Annotated in this window: 20 protein-coding genes; 2 read left to right on the top strand and 18 right to left on the bottom strand. The window is 63.3% G+C overall.

The annotated features are described in order from the left end of the window. Window positions 1–8: 8 nt before the first annotated feature. From ACNQVK_RS03010 to ACNQVK_RS02945, 14 genes are all read right to left on the bottom strand, one after another. Complete coding sequence (locus ACNQVK_RS03010; RefSeq protein ID WP_418028524.1) at window positions 9–2,027, bottom strand: serine/threonine-protein kinase; 2,019 nt, start codon at window positions 2,025–2,027, stop codon at window positions 9–11. Window positions 2,028–2,115: 88 nt separating this feature from the next. Then, on the bottom strand, window positions 2,116–3,306 hold the full coding sequence (locus ACNQVK_RS03005) for a hypothetical protein (RefSeq protein ID WP_418028523.1): 1,191 nt from the start codon (window positions 3,304–3,306) through the stop codon (window positions 2,116–2,118). Between the two features lie 342 nt (window positions 3,307–3,648). Beyond that, window positions 3,649–5,070: a tetratricopeptide repeat protein gene (locus tag ACNQVK_RS03000; protein ID WP_418028522.1), complete on the bottom strand. Its 1,422-nt coding sequence runs from the start codon at window positions 5,068–5,070 to the stop codon at window positions 3,649–3,651. Beyond that, entirely contained in the window at window positions 5,067–6,140 is a 1,074-nt protein-coding gene (locus tag ACNQVK_RS02995) for a VWA domain-containing protein (RefSeq protein WP_418028521.1), read from the bottom strand. Before ACNQVK_RS02995 ends, ACNQVK_RS03000 begins: the two co-directional genes overlap by 4 nt. Further along, window positions 6,137–7,219: a hypothetical protein gene (locus tag ACNQVK_RS02990; RefSeq protein WP_418028520.1), complete on the bottom strand. Its 1,083-nt coding sequence runs from the start codon at window positions 7,217–7,219 to the stop codon at window positions 6,137–6,139. Before ACNQVK_RS02990 ends, ACNQVK_RS02995 begins: the two co-directional genes overlap by 4 nt. Beyond that, window positions 7,210–7,686 carry a hypothetical protein gene (locus ACNQVK_RS02985; RefSeq protein ID WP_418028519.1) on the bottom strand — a complete coding sequence of 159 codons (477 nt, stop codon included), beginning with the start codon at window positions 7,684–7,686 and terminating at the stop codon, window positions 7,210–7,212. The genes ACNQVK_RS02990 and ACNQVK_RS02985 overlap by 10 nt, the downstream gene beginning before the upstream one ends. After that, entirely contained in the window at window positions 7,676–8,548 is an 873-nt protein-coding gene (locus tag ACNQVK_RS02980) for a DUF58 domain-containing protein (RefSeq protein WP_418028518.1), read from the bottom strand. Before ACNQVK_RS02980 ends, ACNQVK_RS02985 begins: the two co-directional genes overlap by 11 nt. A gap of 8 nt (window positions 8,549–8,556) precedes the next feature. Beyond that, the gene (locus ACNQVK_RS02975; protein WP_418028580.1) at window positions 8,557–9,567 is read right to left on the bottom strand and encodes an AAA family ATPase; all 1,011 of its coding nucleotides are present in this window, start codon (window positions 9,565–9,567) and stop codon (window positions 8,557–8,559) included. A 49-nt stretch (window positions 9,568–9,616) separates the two neighbouring features. Further along, window positions 9,617–10,921, bottom strand: coding sequence for a hypothetical protein (locus ACNQVK_RS02970; RefSeq protein ID WP_418028517.1), 1,305 nt, complete (start codon window positions 10,919–10,921; stop codon window positions 9,617–9,619). A gap of 31 nt (window positions 10,922–10,952) precedes the next feature. Further along, window positions 10,953–11,906: a hypothetical protein gene (locus ACNQVK_RS02965; protein ID WP_418028516.1), complete on the bottom strand. Its 954-nt coding sequence runs from the start codon at window positions 11,904–11,906 to the stop codon at window positions 10,953–10,955. A gap of 259 nt (window positions 11,907–12,165) precedes the next feature. After that, complete coding sequence (locus ACNQVK_RS02960; RefSeq protein WP_418028515.1) at window positions 12,166–13,143, bottom strand: hypothetical protein; 978 nt, start codon at window positions 13,141–13,143, stop codon at window positions 12,166–12,168. Between the two features lie 459 nt (window positions 13,144–13,602). Further along, window positions 13,603–14,688 (bottom strand): hypothetical protein, encoded by a 1,086-nt coding sequence (locus ACNQVK_RS02955; RefSeq protein WP_418028514.1) that lies wholly within the window; start codon window positions 14,686–14,688, stop codon window positions 13,603–13,605. A 177-nt stretch (window positions 14,689–14,865) separates the two neighbouring features. Further along, window positions 14,866–15,822 carry a hypothetical protein gene (locus ACNQVK_RS02950; protein WP_418028513.1) on the bottom strand — a complete coding sequence of 319 codons (957 nt, stop codon included), beginning with the start codon at window positions 15,820–15,822 and terminating at the stop codon, window positions 14,866–14,868. A 935-nt stretch (window positions 15,823–16,757) separates the two neighbouring features. Further along, window positions 16,758–17,903: an FHA domain-containing protein gene (locus tag ACNQVK_RS02945; protein WP_418028511.1), complete on the bottom strand. Its 1,146-nt coding sequence runs from the start codon at window positions 17,901–17,903 to the stop codon at window positions 16,758–16,760. 371 nt (window positions 17,904–18,274) lie between these two features. Between ACNQVK_RS02945 and ACNQVK_RS02940 the strand changes: the two genes are divergently transcribed. Further along, complete coding sequence (locus tag ACNQVK_RS02940; protein WP_418028510.1) at window positions 18,275–18,520, top strand: hypothetical protein; 246 nt, start codon at window positions 18,275–18,277, stop codon at window positions 18,518–18,520. A gap of 641 nt (window positions 18,521–19,161) precedes the next feature. Here the strand turns inward: ACNQVK_RS02940 and ACNQVK_RS02935 are convergent. From ACNQVK_RS02935 to ACNQVK_RS02925, 3 genes are all read right to left on the bottom strand, one after another. Then, window positions 19,162–19,416, bottom strand: a complete 255-nt coding sequence (locus tag ACNQVK_RS02935) for a hypothetical protein (RefSeq protein WP_418028509.1) — start codon at window positions 19,414–19,416, stop codon at window positions 19,162–19,164. 375 nt (window positions 19,417–19,791) lie between these two features. Continuing rightward, the gene (locus ACNQVK_RS02930) at window positions 19,792–20,586 is read right to left on the bottom strand and encodes a methyltransferase domain-containing protein (RefSeq protein ID WP_418028579.1); all 795 of its coding nucleotides are present in this window, start codon (window positions 20,584–20,586) and stop codon (window positions 19,792–19,794) included. Between the two features lie 205 nt (window positions 20,587–20,791). Further along, on the bottom strand, window positions 20,792–21,556 hold the full coding sequence (locus ACNQVK_RS02925; RefSeq protein ID WP_418028508.1) for a dienelactone hydrolase family protein: 765 nt from the start codon (window positions 21,554–21,556) through the stop codon (window positions 20,792–20,794). A gap of 215 nt (window positions 21,557–21,771) precedes the next feature. On the opposite strand from ACNQVK_RS02925, the gene ACNQVK_RS02920 reads away from it, so the two are divergent. Next, window positions 21,772–22,419, top strand: coding sequence for a TetR/AcrR family transcriptional regulator (locus ACNQVK_RS02920; RefSeq protein WP_418028507.1), 648 nt, complete (start codon window positions 21,772–21,774; stop codon window positions 22,417–22,419). On the opposite strand, the gene ACNQVK_RS02915 is transcribed toward ACNQVK_RS02920, so the two are convergent. Continuing rightward, a complete protein-coding gene (locus tag ACNQVK_RS02915; RefSeq protein WP_418028506.1) occupies window positions 22,416–23,783 on the bottom strand; it encodes a cytochrome P450 in 1,368 nt (455 codons plus the stop codon). The genes ACNQVK_RS02920 and ACNQVK_RS02915 overlap by 4 nt on opposite strands. Window positions 23,784–23,817 lie beyond the last annotated feature (34 nt).

Genomic DNA, 23,817 nt, shown 5'->3' with positions numbered 1-23,817 from the left:
CGCGGACTCTAGGCTTCGGCGATCACGCTTACCACTGAGTCGTCGAGGTACTTGATCAACAGGTACCCGCCGTGGCTGCTGGTGAGTGCGGCCACCGCGGAGGGGTCGTCGATGACGACCATTTTGCCGCCGTACGTTCGCAGTGGTTTGGGCAGATTCGCGAAGCCTCCGCCGCGTGCGGCCGAATCGGTCCGGATCACGATCAGGTAGTCCGTTTCGATGGCGTACATTCGCTGGTCGTTGGCGGGCCGTGTTGCTCCGCTGTCGGCCGTGGTGCGCGCGAGGTCCACGTTGTAGCGGAACCCCAGAGACTCCAAATAGTCGGCGGTGAATGATGGACTGAGGACCTCGCTCACCCCGCCGTCGGTCACCGTGATGGCCTGAATTGTCTTGCCCTTGAACCCCTGGTTCTGGTTGCCCAGGTCGCCCTGCAGTGCGCGCACCGCGTTGATGCGTTCCTTGGCCAAGGCTTCCTTGCCTACGATCCGGCCGATCCAACTGAGCTGGTTTTCCCAGTTCCACTCTGCAGCAGTCTTATCCGCGGCGCGGGTGATCGTTGGGGCGATCTCGGCCAGTTTGTTGTATGTAGTGTCGTCGAGGTCCCCGGTGGCGATGATGACATCGGGGTGGGCTGCCGCCACCGCGGTGGTGTCGATCGCTGCCAGCGTGGTCGGGTTGCCGGTGACCGCGGACTGTTCCCAACCGGGGATTAAACCGCTGGGTGCAGTCATGGCTACCGGTTGGATGTCTAGGGACAGCACCGCGTCGGCGTCGCCGGGGCCAAGGGCTGCAACAGCCTTCGGAGCGGCGGTCAGCTCGGTGCTGCCATGGGCGTGGTCGAAGGTCTGAGTCAGGTAGGGAGCGTCGTTGCCTCCGCTTTGCAGCAGAAGCGCCCCGGTCACCGCTCCAGCGGTGAGCAGAACAACCAGCGATAGTGCGCCGATGATGATCGCTCGGCGCCGGCGGCGCCGCACCGGCGGCATCGGCGCCAGGCCAGGCCGGCCAGCCGCGTTGGGTCCGCTGAAGTGTCCGCTGGGGTAGTCGATGAATCCGGTCGGCCCAGATGATCCTGGCGGAAACCCGCCTGGCGGGCCTGTGGGGCCCGTTGGGCCGGCCGGCCCAGACGTGAATCCGGCCGTCTGCGCTGTCGCTGGCCATGCCTCCGTTCGAGCGATTGGCGCGCCGCTGAGCGCCTGCGTGACGGCCGCGGCGAACTCACGTGCACTCTGGTACCGATCGTCGGGGTTCTTGGCCATCACCTTGGCCATCACCGCGTCGATCGCCGGCGGCAGTGCGGGCGCCAACTGCGTGAGCTTTGGCGGCGCCTGCAGGAGATGCGCACCCATCAGGGTGGCGGCACCGCCCTCGGTGGCGTGGGCGAACGGTTCCCTGCCAGAGAGCAGGGTGAAGATCGCACAGCCCAGCGAGTAGATGTCGGCCCGGTGATCGACTGGTTTGGTGCTGTGAAGGCTCTCCGGGGCAACGTATGGCAGCGAGGCCATCACATTGCCAGTGCGGGTCAGGGAACTGGCAGCTTCGAGCGCGCGGGCGATGCCGAAATCGGCCAGGTAGGCCCGGCCGTCTTCCTCCGAAGAGATCAGGAAGTTGGCGGGCTTGATGTCTCGGTGCAGGATGCCGCGGCGGTGGGCGTAATCCAATGCTTCGGCCACCTCGCCGAGCATCTTGACGATCCGCTGCGGGGGCATCCGCCCGGCCTTCATCTCCTTCTCAGCGTCGTCGCCCTCGATGAGTTCCATGGCGATCCATAGCCGATGATCTTCGGTTTCGCCGCGGTTGTACACCCGCACGATGTGTGGGTGGTTGAGAGTGGCGACCAGTCTTGCTTCTTGGATGAAGCGGGCGCGCGATTCAGCGGTGCGCGAGGAATCTTCGGTGAGGATCTTCAGCGCATCACTGCGTGGTAGTTCAGGGTGGAGGGCCCGGTAGACAGATCCCATGCCGCCACGACCCAGGAGCGCTTCAATCGTGTAGCCGGCGATCACCTCGCCCTCGTTCAGATCCTCCATAGCTGCCTCACCGCGTAGATGCTACGAAAGCTCCCGACCGAACGCTGCCACCTACCCGCCATTCCGCTCTGTCGTATGCGTTCGCCGCTCATGGAGCCATCAGCATGACGTATTGAGCGGCGACTTTCTGCTGCGCTTCGAGCAGCTGCGCAGATTGGCTGGAGATGACGTACCGACCGGCGGTCGCCGCGCAGTAGACGCTCGGCCTGTTCGAGCCCTTGGTTCCCCCCGGCAGTTTCAGACACTGACTATTTGACATCTGTTTGACCGGATTCGCTGGTTCGCCGTGTTCCTGTTCTTTGACTTCCTTCACCAAATCTTGAAGGAGCTGCTCTGCAGCATCACCGTCTTTGTTCTCGGTGACCGAGGTGTCGGCGAGGGCTTGGCGAGTCATGCCGCTCTTTTCCCACCGGGCCGCAGCGGCAACAGGGTCCGTCTGGAAATGCAGCGCACCACGGCGGTCATACGCCGCACGCGAGTTGACGCTGGCCCGATTCATATCCACCGGCAATGTACGCGCCACTAGGCCGGTCGGGTCTAGTGGAAGGTCCGACAATTTCGCGGGGTCGGTGGGGGTAAACGTGTCGAGCAGTGGGAGCTGCAGCTCCAGTGTCTTGGTCACCATCGCCGTCGCCACCTCAACACCATCCGGCGATCGCACGGAGTCAATCAACACGTACCGTTCGTGAGGAGTCACCGCCAGCACCATCGGCAACGGCGGCAGTCCTGACTCTTCGACGGTGCTGGCGATCGCCGTGGTATCGGACCGCCCAGGAATATCATGCTGCGATCCATTACCCGCGTTTGCAGCGGCCGCTGCGTCACCGAACTCGCGGGCCGCCGCCTTGGCGGCGTCGGGGTCGGCGAACACCAACACGGTGTGCTCCAGCGTCAGACGCTTCGAGTTTCCCCGCCAGGCGTGAAACCCCGTCACCATGTTGGCACTAGAGGCCACGGCCGCCATCTCCGGCGCCAACACTGCCTTAAGTGCGTTGCCATTTTTCAACACCAGCCCCGACAGGAGTGAGCCCGATGTCAGACTGGGGTCGATCTCCCAGGGACCGGTGACGAAGTTCGCTAGCCGTTGCCCTTCAACGATCGCACCCTGCAGGCTGGTGACCGCACGACCCAGCGGGGCCGGCTTCGTTGGAAAGTTGCCGACGTCGAGCAAAGCGATATCGATCCCGCCGGCAGGCTCACCGGCAGCCCTGACCGCTGACCCTTCGATCAGTGTGGAGCAGCCCGAGACCAGCCCTATGACAGTCGCCGCGGCCATCATGTGCGACAACCATCGCCGCGACTGCTTAGGTAGACTTCCCGCCCCGACATGCATGGCCGTTAACCTACCGCGTGCGGGTCCCCACCAGCCCAATTGCGCACCCCAAAACATTCATCGCGCAGAAGGCTGTCTCGTCGGAAACGGAGCACAGGGGAACGGCTGGCCGCAGTAAACCGCGACAGCCCGGGTCACCGGTATCTCCTTGTCACTACGAGCAGCGGCCCCGCGGCTGGCTCGGTCCCTGCGACGGGGAAACCGAGCCAGCCGGATCGCGCAACGAACCTTGGTCACCACCGGCTAGCAGATTCTGCAATCAAGCAAGCGCGAATCACCGTCGCGACGTCATTCGCGTTCACCGCCATAGGAACTGGAGTCCTCAAGCAGGTCCTGCAGCCTGCGCGCAGGGTCTGTGGAGTACCGGTCCTTGCGGTTGAGTGTGAGGTCTGGCGCGCTGGAGTTGGGGTCACCCAACGGCAGCCCGTCTGGCCCAACGGGTCCGAGGATCTGTGCAGGGTTTGGTGCGGCGGGGTTAGCCATCTGCAGCGGCCCGTCTCCTGGGGAGGCACCCGGGGGGCCCGCCGGAGGAGGCGGCGGCGGGGGCGCTTGTCCCTCGCCGTTCGGCGCTGGCTGCCCGTTCGGCGCTGATGCCTGCCCCTCGCCGTCCGGCGCCGGGTTCTCTCCCTGCCCCGGGGCTTGACCGGCAGCTCCTGGCTGGCCCTGACCAGGTTGACCTGGTCCACCTTGGCCGGCCTCTCCACTCGCACCCGGCTGGGTACCCGGCGGGGGCGCTTGAGGGATGTTCTCCCCAGGCAGCGGCGGAGGCGGCGGTGTCGACGGCGCCCCTTGTCCAGGACCACCTTGCCCGGCCTCTCCACTCGCACCCGGCTGGGTACCCGGCTGGGTACCCGGCGGGGGTGCTTGAGGGATGTTCTCCCCAGGCAGCGGCGGAGGCGGCGGTGTCGACGGCGCGCCTTGTCCGGGGACACCTTGCCCGATCGGAGGCAATGAGGGAGCTTGATTCGGCGGAGGCGGCGGACCACCTGCATTGCTGGGCTGCGGCGCATCGGGGCCTGGCGGCGGCTCAGGAGTCACCACGGCGGGCCCCGTCGGCGGAGGGGGTGGCGGGGCATGAAGCGCTGCCAGTTTGCGGTCCAACCTCGGCTGCGCGTCACCCCGCACCGCGCGCCGGTCCTCATTGGGATCGGCATTGTCCTTGAAGCACCCAGCTGGAGCTTCTTTCACCAGCGCCAGCGCGCTGTTGTACAGCCGGTCGGCATCATCGGGGCGCCCGGACCGCACCGCCAGGTCGGCCAGGGTTTCACGGACCAGCACAAGGTTGACCCGCACCGGGCAGGACGCATCCCCGTCGAAGCGACCCAACGCATCGGCGAATCGCGCTTCGGCCTCGTTGAGTTTGCCTTCCAGGACCAGCAGGTCCGCCTCAGCGAACGCGACTGTGCCCGGTTCGACCACGCCGAAGGTTCCCAGAGTGTCGACGTCGTTGCGCAGCGCCTCAATGTCGTGTCGATTGAACGAGTCGACCGCCGAATAGCCCGCGGTGACCAGCGTGATCAGGGCTGCCACAACGATGGCCAGCACTGCGGCCGCCGGCGCGGTGTAGAGGAACAGTCGCCGACGCAGCCGCAGCCGCCGATGCGGCGGATTGAACCAAGCCACCGTGCGCAGGCGTGCGATCGCCCAATAGTGTTGTAGAAAAGGCACTATCGAGTGCAGGAACTGCTTGGGAGCCTTGCGAAGCATCATTGCGCCACCACATCCTCTGCGGTCAGGTCGCTGCGCGACAGGCGATTACGTCGCACTTCTCGCACCATCAACACCGCCTCAATGGACAGCAGTGCCGCGCTGATCAGCGCGAACAGCCAGTACCACTCGGCGCGGCCGACGAGCGGGTTCTCCTTGTTCTCGATATCGCCATCGACCATCGAGCCATCAGCGACTGGAGGCAACACCGGCACGATGTCCTTGCCTGCCTCGCGGTGGAAGTACTTCACCCCAAGGTTTTTCGCGATTTCCTGCAAGCGCGCCTCGTCAAGGCCCGAGCGAATAATCGCCCCCGTCGCCGGGTCACCGAGGTAGTTCTTGTGCCCGTTGGCGTAGCTGTGGGGGATCGGCCCACCGGCTGGGGTGCCGTATCCCAGCACCGCCCCGCCTTTGAAGAGGTCCTGGGAGATGTTGAACGCACCGGGCTTGGCTTGCGTGCCGGTGTAGCCGTCACCGAAGTAGAACACAATGCTCTTCGACTTCGGATATGCCTTCTTGGCCGCTTCGAGTTGTTCGCGTAGCAGATCATTGGCCACGGTGGGGTCGATGAAGTTGAAAGCGTCATATGGCGTCAGCGAGTAGGCCGACAGGTTCTTGACGTAGGCCTCGAAGCTGTCGGTGTCTGGGGACAACGGCCAGTTGACTTTGGGCTTGGTGGCAAAACCGATCATGCCGTAACGGGCTGAGCGGTATTTCTCCATGAGTTCGGCGATATCGGCGCGAATCCCTTCCATGCGGGCCTGTCCGTTGCCGTAGTCGGGGATGCGCGAGGTCACCGATCGATCGACGACGAAGAACACGTTGAGATCGGAGACCCCCGCGCCCGCCGCCGACGCCTTGTGACCCCCGTCGTCGGCAATGCCGGGACGAAATGCCGCTAGAACCAGCAATAGTGCGGCGAATGTCAGGCCCAGCCAGCGCAAGACGACGGGACGGTAGCGGCCCGGCGAGGTGCGCATCAGTAGTTGGTAGAGGGTGAACACCCGGACGGCCACGATGAGAAGCGCCAGGATCGCGAGTAGAACCACCGGGAGAGCGGGAGCGAAAGTCATCGGCGCAGCACCCCCAGCCCGACCGACAAGGCCAACACAGCGACGGCTGCGATCGCCAACGGCACTGTCGGGGAATCGAAGTAGCGCTTAGAGGACTGGTTGATCCCGAGGTAGCGCGGCGCGGGTGCGTTGTCGTAGATCTTGTCCAGATCAGCGTTGAGGATGTCGTTGGTGCCGTCCGAGGATCCGGTGCCGGCCGGGTTGTAGAGGCCGAAGTGCCCCTTGGTGGCGTCAGTCAGCTTGCGCAGGGTGTCGTTGCCCTCCTGGCTGACCTGCTCGACGTCGGCCCGGGAAATGGCGTTGATCTGGATCCCTTCCTTCTGGGCTATGGCCAACACCTTGGATTCGTCGAAAAGCGATGGCCGCTTCTCATTGTCGGCACGGAATTTGGTGTAGCCGATGTAAACCAGTTGGCGGCGATGCGCGCCGCTGCTGTTGCCGAATCCCTGCAGGCACATGGCCAGAGTGTCTTCCAGGCTCGTCGCGTAGTCCTTGTACTTGATGGGTCGCACGAATGCTTCCATGCCTGCCGACAGCTCAAGTTTCTGCTCCACCGAAACCTCTTGGTGGGTATCGATCTTCTGCTGAATCGCGGCCAGACCGGCGAAGTACCGCAAGCGCTGCTCGGCGAAGGCACTGTCGCGGGTCATCGGCAATGCCCGCAGGTTCTGGGAAGTGATCCCGAACGATGTAGCGGTGGAGTCCTTGGCTTTGTCGGCCCAGTAGTTCAGAAAATCAGCGGTGGTCGGATCGTTGACGGGTTGTCCGACACAGAGCATGACGTCGCGGGGGTAGGCCGCGTCGTAGCCGTCGTTGGCCGCTGCGAGTTTGGTGGGCCGGGCCGCGGCGATGATGGCGCCGAGGAAGGCGATTGCCACCATCGACCCGACGACGGCCATCGAGATCAGGTAGATGCGCTGGACCCGGGCGAATTCGGGTAGTCGGGTCAGACGGCTGACGTTGGCCAGTGGGCGCATCCTTCGCTGCACCTTGGCCACCGGCAGTCGCCATGCGATGAGCACCGCGACGGCGAGGCCTAGCACGCCGGCGATAAGCAGCCAGCTCCATCTCAGGTCCATGCGTTGATCAACTCCTCCGCCGAACGCCCCAACGCCGCTACATCAGACCGGGATTCGGGATTGAACTGCGCTTCATGCATACGTGTCAGCAGGGGCACTGACTCAGACAGCTCGCTCTCGGCGAGAAAGTCGGTCAGCAGATTCTTGGCGTACACCCCGGTGCGCACGAACATGAAGCTGCGCAGCGTGTGGTTGTAGGCCGTGGCCGCGTCTTCGCCCGACAGCGCCCGCTGGTTGAACTGGTCGGAGATGGCCTGGATTTCGTGACGGAAGTGGCGCCGGACCAGCTTGGCGTGCCAGTCCCGAATCACCGGGATAGTACGCAACCGTTGCGGCGGCAGCGTCCAGATCACCACACCGGCGCACCACGCGATGAACGCCACGACGATCAGCGCAGCAAGCACCAGCCACCACACCGACGGGGCGAGCGGCCCGCCAATGAACCTCAGCAGGTCATCACCGGGCATTGCTGTACACCTCCGTCAAATGCATGATCCTGTCGCGGACTTGATCACTGCCACCGATCCGTACGAAAGGCACCGCCATTCGTACGAAGAACTGCTCAACCTCGATCACCCGTTGCTGCTCAGCGCGGCGGTAGGCATCGATCACGGTCTGACCGAGTGTTGTGCCGTCGGGGATGAACCGTCCGGTGCCCACGTCGTAGCCGTCCATTTCTCCCTGGTCCGCGCCGACGGCCGGCATGTCCGAGATCGCCACCCATAGCACCTCATGACGGCCAGCGAGCCGCTTGACAGCTTCCTCGAGTTCATCGGTGATCTCAGGTTCGTCGGCGATGACCACCATCAGCAACCGGGCACGGTGACTGTGGGCGACATAGTTCAACTGAGTGAGGATCGAGCTCTCACCGACGTCACCGAGCGTGTGGGTGGCGAACTGGTCGAGCATCCCCTCAATGTGGTTCTCTCCCTTGCGGCTTCGCACCGTGGCGCTGCCTCGGGCATCTCCGTAGACCATGCCGAGCTCATCGGAGCGGGTCATGCTGATCATCCCGATGACGCCGGCCACCACACCAGCGATGTCGCGCTTGAACTCTCCGCTGGGCGCCAGCGCCGACATGTTCCGTCCTGTGTCACACACCAGCAGGATCTTGTGGTGCTTCTCGGTGACGAACTTGGTGACCAGCGTGTCGCTGGAGCGCGCCGAGGCCTTCCAGTTGATGTCACGAACGTCGTCGCCGGGCACATACGGGCGCAGGTCGTCGAACTCCAGCGTCCGAGTGTGTAGCAGCGCGTGCTTACCGCCCTGCAGCATGCTGCGGCTGACATTGCCGAAGTACTGCCGCGCGAGGTTGAGTCGCCTACCCATCCGCAGACCTATCCGGGGACCTTGACGGCCTGCAGTACCTGGTCGATCACCTGTTCAGGGGTGACCTTGCGGCTGATCGCCTCGAACCCGAGGATCAGTCGGTGGCGCAACACGCGGTAGGCAACCCGATGAATGTCTGGCGGCAGAACATGGTTGCGTCCCTGCAGCAACGCCGCGGCGCGCGCCGCGTTGACGAAGGCGATCGTGGCACGCGGGCTCGCCCCATACTCGATCGTCGAGGCTACGTCGGGGCGCAGATACTTCGCCGGCTCCCGCGTCACCTGGATGAGGTCTGCGACGTACTTCATCAACACCGGGTGCATCTCTACATTCCGGGCGACCTTCTGCAACGACCGGATGGCGTCGAGGCTGGCCACCGGCGTCGGCGTACCCGCCCGGTCATACACTCCCCTGTCCCGGCGCTGCAGCACGTCGACTTCCTCTTCGGCCGACGGGTAGCGCAGCACCTCTTTGAGCATGAACCGGTCGGTCTGGGCTTCCGACAGCGGATAGGTGCCCTCCTGGTCGACCGGATTCTGGGTGGCGATCACCAGGAACGGCTCGGGAAGCTTGTATGTCGTTCCCGCGATGGTGGTTTGGCGTTCCTCCATCGCTTCGAGCATGGCACTCTGCGATTTCGAACTGGACCGGTTGATCTCGTCGAGCAGCACGATATTGGCATGCACGGGACCCAGCTGGGTCTTGAACTCCGCCGTGGTCGCATCGTAGATCTGGGTGCCCAGGATGTCGCTGGGCAGCAGGTCCGGCGTGCACTGGATCCGCTGGAAGTTTCCAGCCACGGCATCCGAAAGGGTTCGCGCGGCAGTGGTTTTCGCCAGTCCTGGCACGCTTTCGAGGAGAATATGCCCGCCGCCGAGCAGACCGATCAGCAGTGTTTCACGCAGGTCGGCCTGACCGACCACCTTTGCGCTGAACGCGTTGGTGATGTCGTGCACGACACGTAGCGCGTGGTCGAGATGGCCTTGTCCGGGCTGAATTCGGCTGGTGAGTTCGGTGATCTCTCCCGACGCATCGCCGGGCTTCTGCAGTTCCACTTGTCAGTAATCCTTACTCGTCGTCGGTGTAGGTCGGTGGGTTCTTGGTCAAGTCGACATGGCCGCTTAAGCTGCTTGTCACTTTCTGATCTGTGACACTGTCCGCCGGATTCTTACCTTGAGCAGTAAGTTTCAACTCGACTTTGCCCTCGACCGAGGCATGACCGTCGAGCCCTTCACCCATGCTGATGAGCAGCGGCTCCAACTTGACTGACACATCGTCGGTGTTGGTCGGGGCAGTCCAGCGTGCAGTGCCGTCGACAAGGCCATAGTCGGACTCAAACGTGTTTTCCATCGGCGGGCACTTTGGCGGGTTCAGCGCAGAAGACTTGGCACACTCGCCCAGCGCATCCAAAATCGCTTTGCTGGCTGCCTTTTTGCCTTCCTCGGTGATTTTCAGTTCGAAATCGGCGTCCTCCTCGGGTGGTTGGTACTGCCAGCCGTCGGGAGGCATGTAGGAGGTTCGACGGTATTCGATCGCGATGTAGGGGTTAGTGCTGGTCACCTCGACCGCGCCGGGGAAGAGGTAGGCGATGCCGGTATCCGGTAGCGGCTTGCCGAGGATGTTCAGCGAGTCCAGGACCCCGGCCTTCCCTTTGGCTTTTGCTTTCCCGAAATTCAGTGCATACGTGGGGTATTCGACCTTGAACTGCCCGTCTGAGGACTGCTTCACATAGATCTCGATGTCGATGGCTTCATCCCCGAAATTGGCCGTGACGTGCACCGACTTCTCGTCTTCACCGAGAATCTTGATGTCGGTGATCGGCATTTTCTCGATCTGCTTCTTGAGCACCTCATCGGTGAGGAAGGTCTTGTCGGGTGGTTCATTGATCCCGAGCGACAGCACCTTGTCGGCGTCGCCTTTCGCGAGCGCCTTCAAGTAACCCTCGACCGCGCCGCTGGCGGTCGTGGCATCGGTTGAGTCCCCGCCGATGACGACGAACCCGACGACCACCGCGACCACGAGGACTACCGCGCCGGCGACGATGCCGAACAGTGTGCGGCGGTTTTTAGGCGGGGCGCTGTTGTAGGACGGCGGTTGGAATGCTGGCGCGCCAAACGAGGACTGCCCGCCCTGAAACGGCGTATTCCCAGGAGTATTCGCGTATCCGCCGCTAGGGAGCGGTGGTGGTCCCGGTGGGCCTGGCGGCCGATTGCCGAACCCTCCGCCGAAACCGCCTCCCCCACCAGGTCCGGGCGCGAAAGGTCCCGGCTGAGGCTGGCCGGGCCGGGGTGCTGGCGGCGGAGAGCTTTGCGGTGGCCGCGACGGACCGCCGCTGTTGCCACCGATGGGATTGTCTCCCCCGAAATTGGTCATTAGAACTCCCTAGATAGTCGATGCCAACGCATCATCCGGCTTTGAACACTCGCGGTGGTTGCTCACCGATGTTCACTGATAGGAAGTCAGAAGCACTTAAGTCCGAGTCTGCGACTTTGCCAGTGTTAACGTCCACGGCAGTGATGGGAATCTTCAGGTTGCTGACCCTGACCACAGTCGTGTAGTCGGGCAGTTTGAAATTCACGGTGGACAAGTCGACCGGTCCGCGCACACGCATCGTGCCCTCGACGTAGTACTTGCTGTAGTCGCCCGCATCTTTGCACTCGCCTGTCCGCGGGGCGCCGTTGTAGCACTTGTCAATCCACGCCCGGATCGCATCTTGGGCGGCTTGGCGTCCTGCGTCGGTCATCGAGAACTTCGGTTTGATCTCGCCCAATGCTGCATAGCCGCTGACGTCATCGAAGGTGGTGGGCGGGAGTTCGTTGATGTTGAAGTTCGCGGCGGTGGACCCCATCTGAAGGTAGCCGGGGAACACGTAGAAGTGCAGGCTCTGCGGTATCGGCTTGCCGAACACCGTCAGGGACTTTTCCACCGGCTGCACGTCTTTCGGTAAGCCCTTGACCTTTTCGACCGTAGCCTCGACGAACGACGCGGATAGCTTCCATTGGTTGTCGACGACCACCACGGCAAGTTGGCCTTCGGTGCGCTGACCACCATATTTCGCAGCGACTTTCACCGTTGAGGTCCGCTTGTAGTCTTCGGGTTTGCGCTCTTCTCCCAGCACCTCGACATCGGTGATCGGCAGTTTCTCCAGCTGCAGCTTGAGAATCTCATTGGTCAGCAACTCGGTACTCGCCGGCTGGGTGGCACTGAGATCCAACGCCGCTTGGGCATCACCCCGCGAGAGAGCTTCCAGATACGCCTTGGCCACCTCCGACGGCGAACCGTTCGGATTGAAACTGCCCCCACCCCCACCGTTGCTCATCAGAAGCGCCACAATCACTGCGACCACGGTGAGGACCACGACGGTGGCACCCGCAGTGATCAACAGTGGCTTACGGTTCTTGGCCGGCTCGGGCGGGCGGCCACCGGCCGGCGAGGTGGTGGCGTGCGGGACGGCAGGCTGTCCGCCACCCCAGTTCTGTTGCCCGCCTTCTCCTGGCCCAGAAGGAGGACCGAACCTGTGTTGCGGCCCTGGTGGATTGAGGCGTGACGGCGGTGCGCCCCATGGCGGGTTCGGCCCAGGCCCGTTCGAGAAGTTGGTCACGTTGTCATCTCCGCGCTCACGGGTTGTTGAGGTCGATGGTGGGCGGGTCAGTGGTCAGGTCGGCGTTGCCATAGATCAGCGGATCTGCTGTGCCAGTGACCGTCTCACCGCTAGTCGTCTTCACCGAGACACCGAACGTCGGGCTGCCAATGATGGAGATCTTGCCCGTTTTCGTGTCAATGAATTTCACGGTGAGAGCGTCAAGATTGGGCGGCGCTGTCCATGTAGCCGAGTCCGGCACTAAGTCTGCGCGGGCTATCTTGTTGGGACAGTTCGGAGGCTCCAGACTGGCGCTACTGACACACGCGTCGATGGCCTTCTGGATAGCCTGCTTCACAATCTCCGCGCCCTTGTCGCTCAAATCCAGGCCGGGATCGATCGCAGTCCCAGGGTAAGCGATATCAGCGAGGGTGGGGTCGGGGGAGGCCTGCAAAAAGTTGGTCGTATCAACAACTTTCAGGACCGGATTGGAACTACTCACGTCGAGTTTGCCGGCGAACGCGTAGAGCTTGCCGCTGCCAGGAAATGGCTTGCCCGCCAACGTTATGTACTTGGACAGCGGAGTTCCTCGATCCCCCTCGCGCAGTTCGACCGCCCCGGCTGTGTTCTTCAACTTCCAGCCTTCCCCTGGCGGGGGTTTTTGCAGTCCGAAGTGCGTGTCGTACTCGACGCCGCCGATCTTGGCGACCACGTGCACACTGGCACCACCGTTGGTCGTTGGGATTTCGCCGAGAACCCTGACGTCGGTGATGGGGAAATCCTCGAACTGCTTCTTGAGGATTTCGTCGGTCAGCAACGACGTATCAGGCGGCGCCTCTCGGCCCAGCGACAACACAGTTTTGGCGTCAGCACGCTGCAGAGCTTCCAGATAGGCGACCACGACGTCGGCGGCGGCGCCTGGGGTGCCCTCAAAGTCGTCTGGGCCGCCGCCGAAGATCGTCGAGCCGGCAGCGACTAGCACCCCCACCACCGCGACAGCAGCAGCTCCCAGCAACAGGCGCCGCCCCCGCATACTTGATGGGAGTTTCAGCCTCTTTTTGGCCCCGGACGTGCCCGCGGGCTTCGGGCTTACCCCGGGTGCATTGTCGGACGGCGGATTGCCGAACGGGCGGGGTTGCGGGGCACTGTCGCTCCCCCACTGCGGCGGGGCGGGTTGCCCGCTGAAGGGTGGCCCTCCGGCTGGTGGTGGCGGGCCCGAGGGACCACCGCCCCACCGTGGGTGCTGCCCTGGCGGTCCGGGCGGCGGGGGCAACGGTCTTTGTGACGGGTTGGGCCCTGGCTGGCCACCGAACGGACCGGCACCGCCGAAACCCCCGCCCGTCACAGGCTCGCTCCGACAGCCGACATGGTCGGTCCCTCATCCCTCGAATCACTCACCGCGAACCCCCAAACTCCTTTGCTATCACCGACGGCGTTGACCACGGTGTCGTCGTCGTGATGTCTCACAGCCAACTCAGTGGTCCAGATACGCTCGTGGCGGTTGCACACCCAGATTCACCTGGAGTCGATCTGAGACGGTGATCGAGTCAACATCGGCCAGCTCGCCACCCTTCTTCGCGATGGTCACAGGGATACGGACGTGGCTGGTGTAGACGGTCGGCCCGGAGGCGTCGTCACCCAGTCGCACGCTCGCATCGGTGAGGTCGATCGGCCCGGTCACGCGCATCGTGGCGATGTCGTAGTCGTTGACCCAGGACGGGTTGTGCGCATGTTCGCAGTCGCCCTTGTTGTCACCTGGGTTGAAGCACTTGACCGCCCACGCCTGTATCGCGTCAATGGCGGCTTTGCGTCCGGCGTCGGTCATCGAGTACTTCGGTTCGGCCTTTGCTGGCTGCCCCATGGCGCTGGCGTCGTCGAATGTGGTCGGCGGCATGTCGTTGATCGTTAGGTATGGGGTGCTCGCAGTCATCTGCAGGTAGCCAGGAAAGACGTAGAAGTGGCCGGTCGGCAGTAGCGGTTTGTCGAACACTCTCAGCGAGTCGATCGTGTCTTTGCTGAGGGTGAGTGCGGGCTTTTCGATGGTGGCGTCGACGAACGCCGCGGACAGTTTCCACTGGTTGTCGACAACGACCATGTCGAGTTTTCCTTCGGTGCGCTGCCCACCCAGTTTCGCCGCAACCTTCACCGCAGATGTTCGTTTGTCGTCCTCGGGTTTGCGCTCCTCCCCGAGTACCTCGATCTCGGTGATCGGCAGTTTTTCCAGCTGCAGCTTCAAGATGTCGTTGGTCAGCAGGTCGGTACTGGCCGGCTCAGTTGCGCTGAGGTCGAGTGCGCCTCGGGCGTCACCGCGCGCCAGCGCCTCCAAATACGCTTTGGCGACCTCGGTCGGTGAACCGCTCGGGTTGAAGCTGCTGCCGCCGTCGCTACCTTTGCTCATCAGGAACGCCACGACAACCGCGATCACGGCAAGCACGGCGACCGTCGCAGTGGCGGTGATGATCAGCGGTTTCCGGTTCTTGGGCGGTACCGATGCCGGTGCCTGGTCGGCAGCGCCCGAATCTGGGCCCGCAGCGCCGCCAAACCCCGGCGTGGGGTTCACATTTGGTGTGGATTGCTGCTGCCCGCCCCAGTTCGGTTGTCCACCTGCAGGACTGGCTGGACTACCGAACCCTGGTTGAGCCCCAGGCTGGTTGAAGCGTTGCGGCGCCCCACCCCGGGAAGGGTCTGAGCCCGGCCGGTTCGAGAAATTCGTCACGTTGATTCTCCCCGCGTATGGCTAGTTGAACTCGACAGTGGGCGGGTTGGTGGCCAAATCAACCTTGACGTAAAGCGAGGGTGTAAAGGTGCCCGATTCGGTCTGGCCGCTTGTTGTCTTGACCGTCACACCGAATTCCGGATTGCCCGTGACGGTTACAGTGGCCGCCTTTTCGTCGATGTACCCGATACTGAAGTTCTTGATGTCGGCCGGCGCCGTCCATTGCGCCGAGTCAGGAACAAAATCTGAACGCGCCGCCCCGTTCGGGCAGCCCGGCGGCTTCAGACTCGTACTCTTGGCGCACTCTTCCAACGCCTTCTTCACCGCATCCAACACATTGCGCTCGCCTTGCTCGCTCACCTCGAAATCGGGGAACACGGAATCGCTCATCCACACCAGCTGTTGGAGGGACGGAGTGATATCGCCTATCCGCGTCTCGACGTCGATGGACGGGTTTGAGCTTCCGATATCAATCAGTCCAGGGAACATGTATGCCTTGCCGGACTTGGGAACCGGCTTTCCCCATACCGTGATCGCGTTCTTGAGTGCGGCGTTGGTGTTGTCGGTGTGGAACTCGACTGCCATGGCGCCTGTTTTCAACTTCCACCCCTCACCCGGTGGAGGCTTGGGCAGCGTGAAGGTCTTGTCCTGCTCGACACCGCCAACTTTGCCGACAACGTGCACACGTGCGCCGCCGTCACGAGTAGGGATATCGCCGAGGATCTTGATGTCGCTGATGGGGTACTTTTCCATCTGCTTCTTCAGGATCTCGTCGGTGAGCATCGAGGTGTCCGGTGGTTGTTCGCGCCCCAACGACAATGCCGCTTTGACGTCACCACGCTGCAACGCCTCGATGTAGGCCGTCACCGCGTCACTGGCCGTGCCGGTACCACCCTCGTATTCGCCGCTGCCCCCGAACGCCATCACGCCGCCGACCACCAGAGCCGCGACTACTGCAACCGCACCCGCGGCGAGCAAGATTCGTCTGCCCCGCTTGCTGGACGGCAGTTTCAGCCATCTACCAATGCCCGGCTTTGACGATGGCGCTGGGCCAAAGCCAGACTGACCCGGCGGCGGACCGAACGGCTGTCCCGGAAATGGCGGTGGAGGCAACTGGTTACCGAACGGACGGGGCTGCTGCGGCACACCCCCACCCCACTGCGGTGGGGCGGGGGGCACGCCAATCCGCGACCCGCCAGGCTGCCGGGGCCCCGGCTGGCCACCACCCCACGGTGGCTGTTGCCCCGGGGGTGGACCTGCTGGCGGTCCTTGTGGTGGCCGCGATGGTGTCCCGTGCGGGCCTGGCCCGGGCTGGCCACCGAACGGGTTGGGGCCTCCGAAGCCCCCGCCCGTCACTGGCTCGCTCCGATGGTCAGTGTGGATCGCACCGCATCCTCCGATTCACTCACCGCGCATCTTCCGACAGAATCGGCGCCGCCAGATTGCGCACAACGTTTCCTTGATCTCGACAACGCCCGGATGAACCCCGTCCGACAGGGCCGCAGGCCGAGCTGGGACTGTGGTGGCACCAGCGTGAGACCTTGTGGGTCGCCTGACCGTCGAACGGACTCGGCCCTCCAAAAATCCCGACCGTCACAGCCCGGCTCCAACCGTCAACACGGATCGCACGGTATCCCCCGAATTCCTCATCTCGGCTCCGTTCCAGCGGTCACCGAAAGCCACTCGGCACGTGGCCAACCAGATACTAGCCATTGCTCTCAGCAATGGCGCGGGCAAATCTCCAATGGCGACAGCTCCGCCATATTCGCAGCGTGCAGCCACTCCCCAGATATGGGGGCTCACCTCGGATGACAGCAGTTTCCAAGGACCGGATGCTGGCCGGGGCCAAGGTCCGCGCAAGGTCGAACGAGGTCGGCCGATTCGCAGGTTAGGCATAAACGAGCGAACTCCTTTTAGCAGGGCTCAAGAAATGAGATGAAGTCAGTGAGAGCGTTCGTTGCCGTCGCCGAGATCGGTTGTTCCTGTTCAACAGCTTCGATGTCGGCGACGTCTACACGCGCGCCTGCGGCGACTTCTTCTGCACTGAGCTCCGCCAGTTGACGCGCTGCATAGAGTCGCTGACCGAGTGTCGCTGAGGGCGCCTTGGCCGCCCGAAGCATCAAGTCGTTGTAGGTACGTCGGATATCACGCAGCAGCAGCACAAGATCGGGCCCTTTGGCGCTCTGGACGACTTCGGCGGCACTGGCTTCGAGCAAGCGCAGTTGATTGAGAAGATCGCCAATTTGCTCACTGAACCCAGGAGATGCCGCCGGGGACAGATCATTCACGCGGGTCCGGATCCCGTCCAGCGCGATTCTGACGGCCACGACTACCGAGCTCTGTGTGGAGTGAGAGATCGTGGCAGCCTCGCCTGCACCCATTTCAGATGGGCCGCTGACCGGAGCCGCCGCAGTGTCAGCGTAGCCAGCCCGCCAGCGTTCGAGCTGGCCTTCCTCCAGTCCCAGATACCGCTCGATGTTGGCGCGGGTGCTCTGGTGAGGCCATCTCCGACCTTTTTGCAGGTCGACAATCGTGGTCTGGCTGCTGACGGCGCCGTCTTGCACCATGTCGCGAATCGTCTTTTTCAGCTCCTTCCGGCGCTCGTTAACGAGTGCCCCGACGCGCTCCAGTACCGGATCTGGTTGCTTCGCAACGATTTCGTCACTGTCAGAAGACCGCTCGTTGAGCCCTGACTTTTCCGATTCTGCTGCGCGTCCGGATGTGGGGGACGCCGGCGCAAGTCCGAACGTCACCGGGATTCCGTCGCTGTGGCCCAGGTGAATGGTCAGACCGTCGGTGATGGTCAGCACGTCGACTTTCTGAGCATTGTGGAAGATTCCGTTCAGGCTGCCCGCGTCGCGAACTTGCCAAAGACCGTCAGTTCCGATTTCCAGTCGAGCGTGACTTCCAGAGATCCCGGCGTGATCAATGTGGATCGTCGATCTGTAGTCCCGGCCGATGGTGGCGGGAGCGGCGGCGCGCTGCACAACGTGTCGGCTTCCGTTCACAGCAACGATCAGGTCCGGCATTTCCGGCCGTCCTGACTGGTACACATTCATGTCCCGCTCTCCGCTCCCGCCAGGCCCCTCAGCCGGTGTCATCAATCGCCGAAAGCGTAGCAGAAGTTGTAGCAGCAGACTATGGCGGATTCCACTTTCCGCCTTTCGCTCCATCTTCCGCTCCAACTCACGGGCCACCGCCGGGCCGTCGTCACGGCTCGTTTTGCGAGGTAGGTCGACCTTGCCCAAACTCCAGCGCCCCCGCGGCAGAAGGGCATTTTCCTTATTCTGCCTGCGGTTTTTCTGGCATCCAACAGCCCTAGGAGGTCGCATCCAAGAGGCGCTCCAACTTTCCCTTGCGATGCTCCAACTTTTGTGGTTAAAGTTGGAGCACCAACCGGGCGGCGACGAAGCGAAGGGACGCTCACCCGATGCAAACCACCATCCAGACAGGAGCCTCCAACATGGCCCACAGTGACGACGACCTGATCTTCGCCCGCAAATACGCTCGCGAAGTCAAGATCGCTACCGACGAATGGCATGACAACCCGTTCAACCCCGAGGCTCGCGCGGCGGTGCAGAAGCTGCTCGACGCCGCGCCGGCCGCCGACGCAGCCTGGACGCGAGCTCAGCGCAGCGCGGCAAATCACAGCAGTCATCGCTCAGCACAGCGATAATTTCGGCGGGCCCCCTCACCTGCGGCCCCATCACGGGATCTGGGCAGCGCCAGAACACGTGCGACGACGCCACCGGAGCAGTGCCGTGATGATCCAGTAAGTGCTGACAGACGGCGATACCGTTTATCGGATCGGGCCGACCTTTGACATTGCGCCCTGGCCCACGGTGGGCGCGCTGTTGCTGATCGCCGGTGTCCGTTGATGACGAAGACATCATGACGATGGTCGGTGGCGATGACGGCCGCAATGGCGAACACGACGGTGAACACCGTAATCGCTAGCTAGCGTTACCGATTCCGATGAATCACCGGTAGCGATGGGCCGCTGCGGGCATTCGGTAGAGGTGCCATCGTGCAAAGTCTTCGATAAACACGGCACCGCCGTTGAAAGCAACCGGCCGCGAATCGATCCACTTGGCCTCGCCCGCAACGATGTTGGCGGGGTTGATACTTCAGCGCCACCATGCAGAACACGCGCGAGGCCGATGAAGGCCATGGATTCAGCATTGCCACTGCACAATGAGCCATCCGGTGCGCCGTAGACCCGCATGGCCACTTCCATATTCACAGTCGGGGTGGCGCAGTCCACGGGTGCGGCGGCACGGGCGACGTAGGGGCGCCAGTCTCGCTGAAGGCCAAACACTATCTGTAATTTGCCGCGCAGTGCTGAGCTCGCGTCCAGGCTGCGTCGGCGGCCGGCGCGGCGTCGAGCAGCTTCTGCACCGCCGCGCGAGCCTCGGGGTTGAACGGGTTGTCATGCCATTCGTCGGTAGCGATCTTGACTTCGCGAGCGTATTTGCGGGCGAAGATCAGGTCGTCGTCACTGTGGGCCATGTTGGAGGCTCCTGTCTGCATGGTGGTCTGCATCGGTTGAGCGTCCTTCCGCTTCGAGGTCACTGATCTGACGGTTGCATTCGGCGATGACGCCGGCTGCGGCGTGGGTGGCCGCGGCGAATGTGGCGGCCATTCTGCAGGTGCCGCGAGTTGTTGTTCGGTAATCGGCACTACGCCACCCCCTGGGCCCGGGCGTCGATGCTGCGTTGTCGGCCAGCATGTTTGACAGCTGACTGGATCTTGGCCAGCCCGATACAGACGGACTCAGTGGGAGCGACAGCATGGCCGAGACCGCCCTGAGGGTTGACTGCGCATAGCTGATCCTCAGCCACGCGCAGGAAATTTCCGAGTTGGCGATTCGCGTTGCGCACCAGTCGGATTCGCTGCATACTTGGCGGCCCGGATGCCGATTCAGCCGAGCCAATCAGGGGGCGCATATCACGCGCTCTTGGCATGTGCGGACACAATAAACAGGGACAGCGAGCCGAAGAACGGGCCCGTCATGAGGTCGTCGATCCAGTTCTGAGTCCCTGCGGCGGGGAGAAGACCGTCGGTCACTGCGTGTACGCAGACGTCACGGAAGCCGAGCACCTTGTCAGCCTCGACCGAGTCTGTCCAGTGCGCCGTGACGGGATAGATGGTGTCAACGCTGAACCCTGCCTCGTCGAGCAGCCGCGGCAACGCCCTGCCGATCGTGGCATTGCGGATGACCTGCGCGATGACATGCTGGGTATAGGCGTTGCTGAAGGCAACGTCGGGGTGGTCTATGACCAGGGTTGCCCAGTCGGGCTCGACGCAGACCATCATTCCGTCGGCGCGCAGAGCCCGAGCAGCTTCAGCAAGGACGGTGGTCGGCGACTCCACGTGTTGAAGCACGCGGTCGATGTGGATGCGGTCCACACTGGCGGCATTCAGCGGGAGTTGGTGAATGTCGGCCTTGGTGACCGACACCGTTGGATAACGAGCGGCGTTCTTGACGGCATGGGCCAGCAGGTCGGCGTCGCAGTCGATGCCAATCACCTTGCCTGTGCGACCGGCAGCCTGGGCGTATGCCGGAAGATCCACGCCTGCACCACATCCGAGGTCGACGACGACGGATCCTTCCTCGATCTGGAGCAAGGACTTCGCGAAGGCCTTGTAGCCTTTGCCGGTTGCCGAGTTCGCGATGTTGCGGAGGTAGTCGCTCGGCGGCGCTACGTCCAACCATGGCCGATACTTCGGTTCACCCGTCATGGTGGTCACGGCGCGCCCTTTCGTCTACGAGCTCTAAGCAGTCTTGGGTTGCGGCACGCGATGTTTCACCGAGCACAACACGGATTTCCGGCGGGCCGAGTTTGGGCCCGCCGGAAGAATCTGGCAGGTCATTCTGAATGAGTTCGGCGGTAATCATCGGGCCACGTCCGTCGCCAGCGGGAGCGACTGCCGCTGCACTGCCTTCTCAGCTCGTCGTGGCATCGTTGGCGCCGTCCTGCTCAGAAAGCCCTGACGGGTCAGGTGTTTGGGTCAGATACTTCGCGAAGAACGCGAAGGTCCGCTTCCAGGCGTCCTCGGCTTCGGGCGCCGAATAGGAGAAGCCAGCAAGGGTTTCGACGATGGTGAACGGCGCCGGGATGCCCGACTTGTTCATGAAGCTGTGCCCGACGTCCGGGTATTCCTTGACGTCGTGATCGACGCGGCCTCGGGTGAGAACTGATTCCAACGCACTGGCCGCGCCCTGCTTGACGATGCGGTCTTTGGCGCCGTAGCTGGCGACGACCGGGCAAGATCGTGCAAGTTTCTCAATGTTTTTGGGGGCCAGTCCGTACTGGGCCGCGGCCACGTCGAAAAGTCCTCGCGGCGACAGCTGAAGGACGAAGCCGGCGCCCATGCAGAATCCGATCAGCCCGATTCGGCCATTCGACCGTGGGTCGTCGAGCAGGTACTCGCGCGCGGCTGTGATGTCGTCGTAGGCGTCGCCGGTGTCGGCGAAGTGGGCCCGGATGGTGGCGATCATGCACCTGGGTTTGAAGCCTCGTCCGTAGAGATGGGGTGCCAGAGTGAGATAACCCTCGCTGGCGAGGCGATCGCTGATGCGGCGCAGATCCGCCGTCATCCCCTGCACATCCTGGATGACCACCACACCCGGCCAAGGCCCCTCACCTGTGGGCACTGCCAGATACCCAGGTAGATCGCCCGCGGGCGCGGGATACGAGATGTTCGGCAAGGCGCCACCCCTCTACTCGGTGCACGCCGCTGGCCCCAGTCGGGTCCATAGGTTGTCGCCTGCAGTCACTCAGCGTGCACGTGGACGGTTCGAGTGTATAGCCGAGTAATCCAGTTGTATAGCCGGATTCTCCAGTTGGATAGTGAGGCAAGTGAAACGTATTGCAGACCGATATAGCTGAATCGGGATACAAGTGCGCTGTATTGTCGGGCGTTATGGAAGGCTCCGTGTTCCTGCAGCAACCGACGCCGGTCGAGTTGTCCAACGCTGAACGGATACGCGACGCCGCAATACGCTGCTTTGCAGCTCAAGGGATCAGCGCAACCACCATGCGCGCCATCGCCGAAGCCGCAGGAGTCTCACACGGGCTGGTACAGCACCACTTCGGCAACAAGGCCGGCCTGATCGCCGCTGTCGACAACTACGTACTACGCGTGTTCGGCGAAGCGCTCGAATCAAACCCTCTTCCGGTGCCAACCGAGCCAGCTGACGACTTCAAATCGCTGGGCGGCCGCTTCTCCAAGCTCATCCACGACCATCCCAACGTCGTCGACTACGTAGGCCGCGCCCTCAGCGAGGGCAACAACATCGGCGTAGTGGTCTTCGACGGACTGCTCCAGATCAGCATCAGACAACGCGACACCTTCGCCGCAGCAGGGCTCACCAGACCCGACATCGACCCGGACTATGCCGCCCTCAACCCGCTGATACTGCGCCTGGGCGCGATCATGCTGCGCTCGCACATCGCCCGCCACATCGACGGCGCCTTCACCACACCCGCCGAGCTGCGACGGTGGGACGCCGCTGTCACCGCGATGATCCGCCACGGCCAGTTCACCGCCGACCCGGCGGAGCACAGCTAGCGAAGTGCGACACTGGCCGGTATCGGCCCACCCGGCACCATCGTGAACGGCACCGCCAACGGGAAATCGTCTTCCAGCGAGGTCAACTTCACCCGCCGAACAATCGAGGCCAGCGCCAACGTTGCCTCCAGCATGGCGAAGTGATCACCGATGCACGACCGGGGCCCGCCACCGAACGGCACGTACTGCCAGCGATGCAGCTTCTTCATGTTCTCCGGAGTGAAACGCTCAGGATCGAACCGCAGCGGATCTTCCCACAGAGTCGGGTCACGCTGAACCGACATCCGGCCGAACACCAACATGGTCCCCGCTTCAACCCGATACCCCGCGACCTCCACATCCTCGACCGCCATCCGCGTCCCGGTAGGCCCCGGCGGACACAGCCTCAAGGCCTCCCGAAGAACCTGCACGGTGTACCCGAGCTGCTCGACGTCGCCCGGCGCCAGCAGCCGATCACCGATCTGGGCGACTTCCGCTGCGACACGTTCCTGCACGTCGGGGTGGCGTCCCAACTGCCACAACGCATATGTCAGTGTCGTGGCCGTCGTGTCGTGGCCGGCGAACACGAAGATCACCAGCTCATCGCGGATCTCGTCATCAGTCAACGGCTGCTTAGTCTCTGGGTCACGCGCCGCGATCAACGCCTGCACCAGCGGCGCATCCAAGTCCGGATCAGCACGACACGCACGCACAATCTCGGCGGCCAGCTCCCGAATCGCCGCGGCGGCCTCCTGGGAACGCCGCCGCGCCGGCGTCGGCAACCACGCCGGCGTACGCAGAGGTTTCAGGGCCCGCCGCACCGCGTAACTGGTCGCGACCCGCAGCGGCTCGGCCACCACATCCGCCTGCTCGTCCAGATCCAGACCCAGCACCGAGCGGCCCAACGCACGCATCGTCAGCTGACGTGACTCTGCGTCCAGGCTAATCTGCGCGCCGTCGGTCCACGAGGACACCACCGTCTCTGTGGCCTCGGCCATGTGGGCGCCGAAAGATTCCACCCGCTTCTTCGTGAACACCGGCTGCAGTGTGCGCCGACGCGGTAGCCATTCCTGGTGCGGCAACACGAATAAGTTGCCGCCAAGCAAACGCCGAAGCTCTCGCCCCACCCCGCTCGTCTTGTCGATCGAGCCGTCACGCGCACCCACGATATCGCGGATACCTTGAGGTGAGGTGGCTAAAACGATCGGTGGCATCAGCCATCGCGGGCCAAGGCTAAACCGGGTGACCGGGCCGCCGGCGTCCCGCAGGATGTCGGTGCCGGTGTGAAAGTTCCGCAAAGCGTCACGCTTTTGCTTGTACGGCAACGGGTTAATCGGAGCCAGCGGAAGATCCGCCACAGTTTGCTTTTGCGCAGTATCGGTCACGCGCACACCTCCCAGCGTCGGACATAGTCTACGA

It is taken from the genome of Mycobacterium sp. 134 (genome assembly GCF_048282715.1).
Lineage (GTDB): Bacteria > Actinomycetota > Actinomycetes > Mycobacteriales > Mycobacteriaceae > Mycobacterium > Mycobacterium septicum.
Note: the sequence above shows the minus strand (reverse complement) of the source record. Positions and strands in the feature narration are given on the sequence as shown.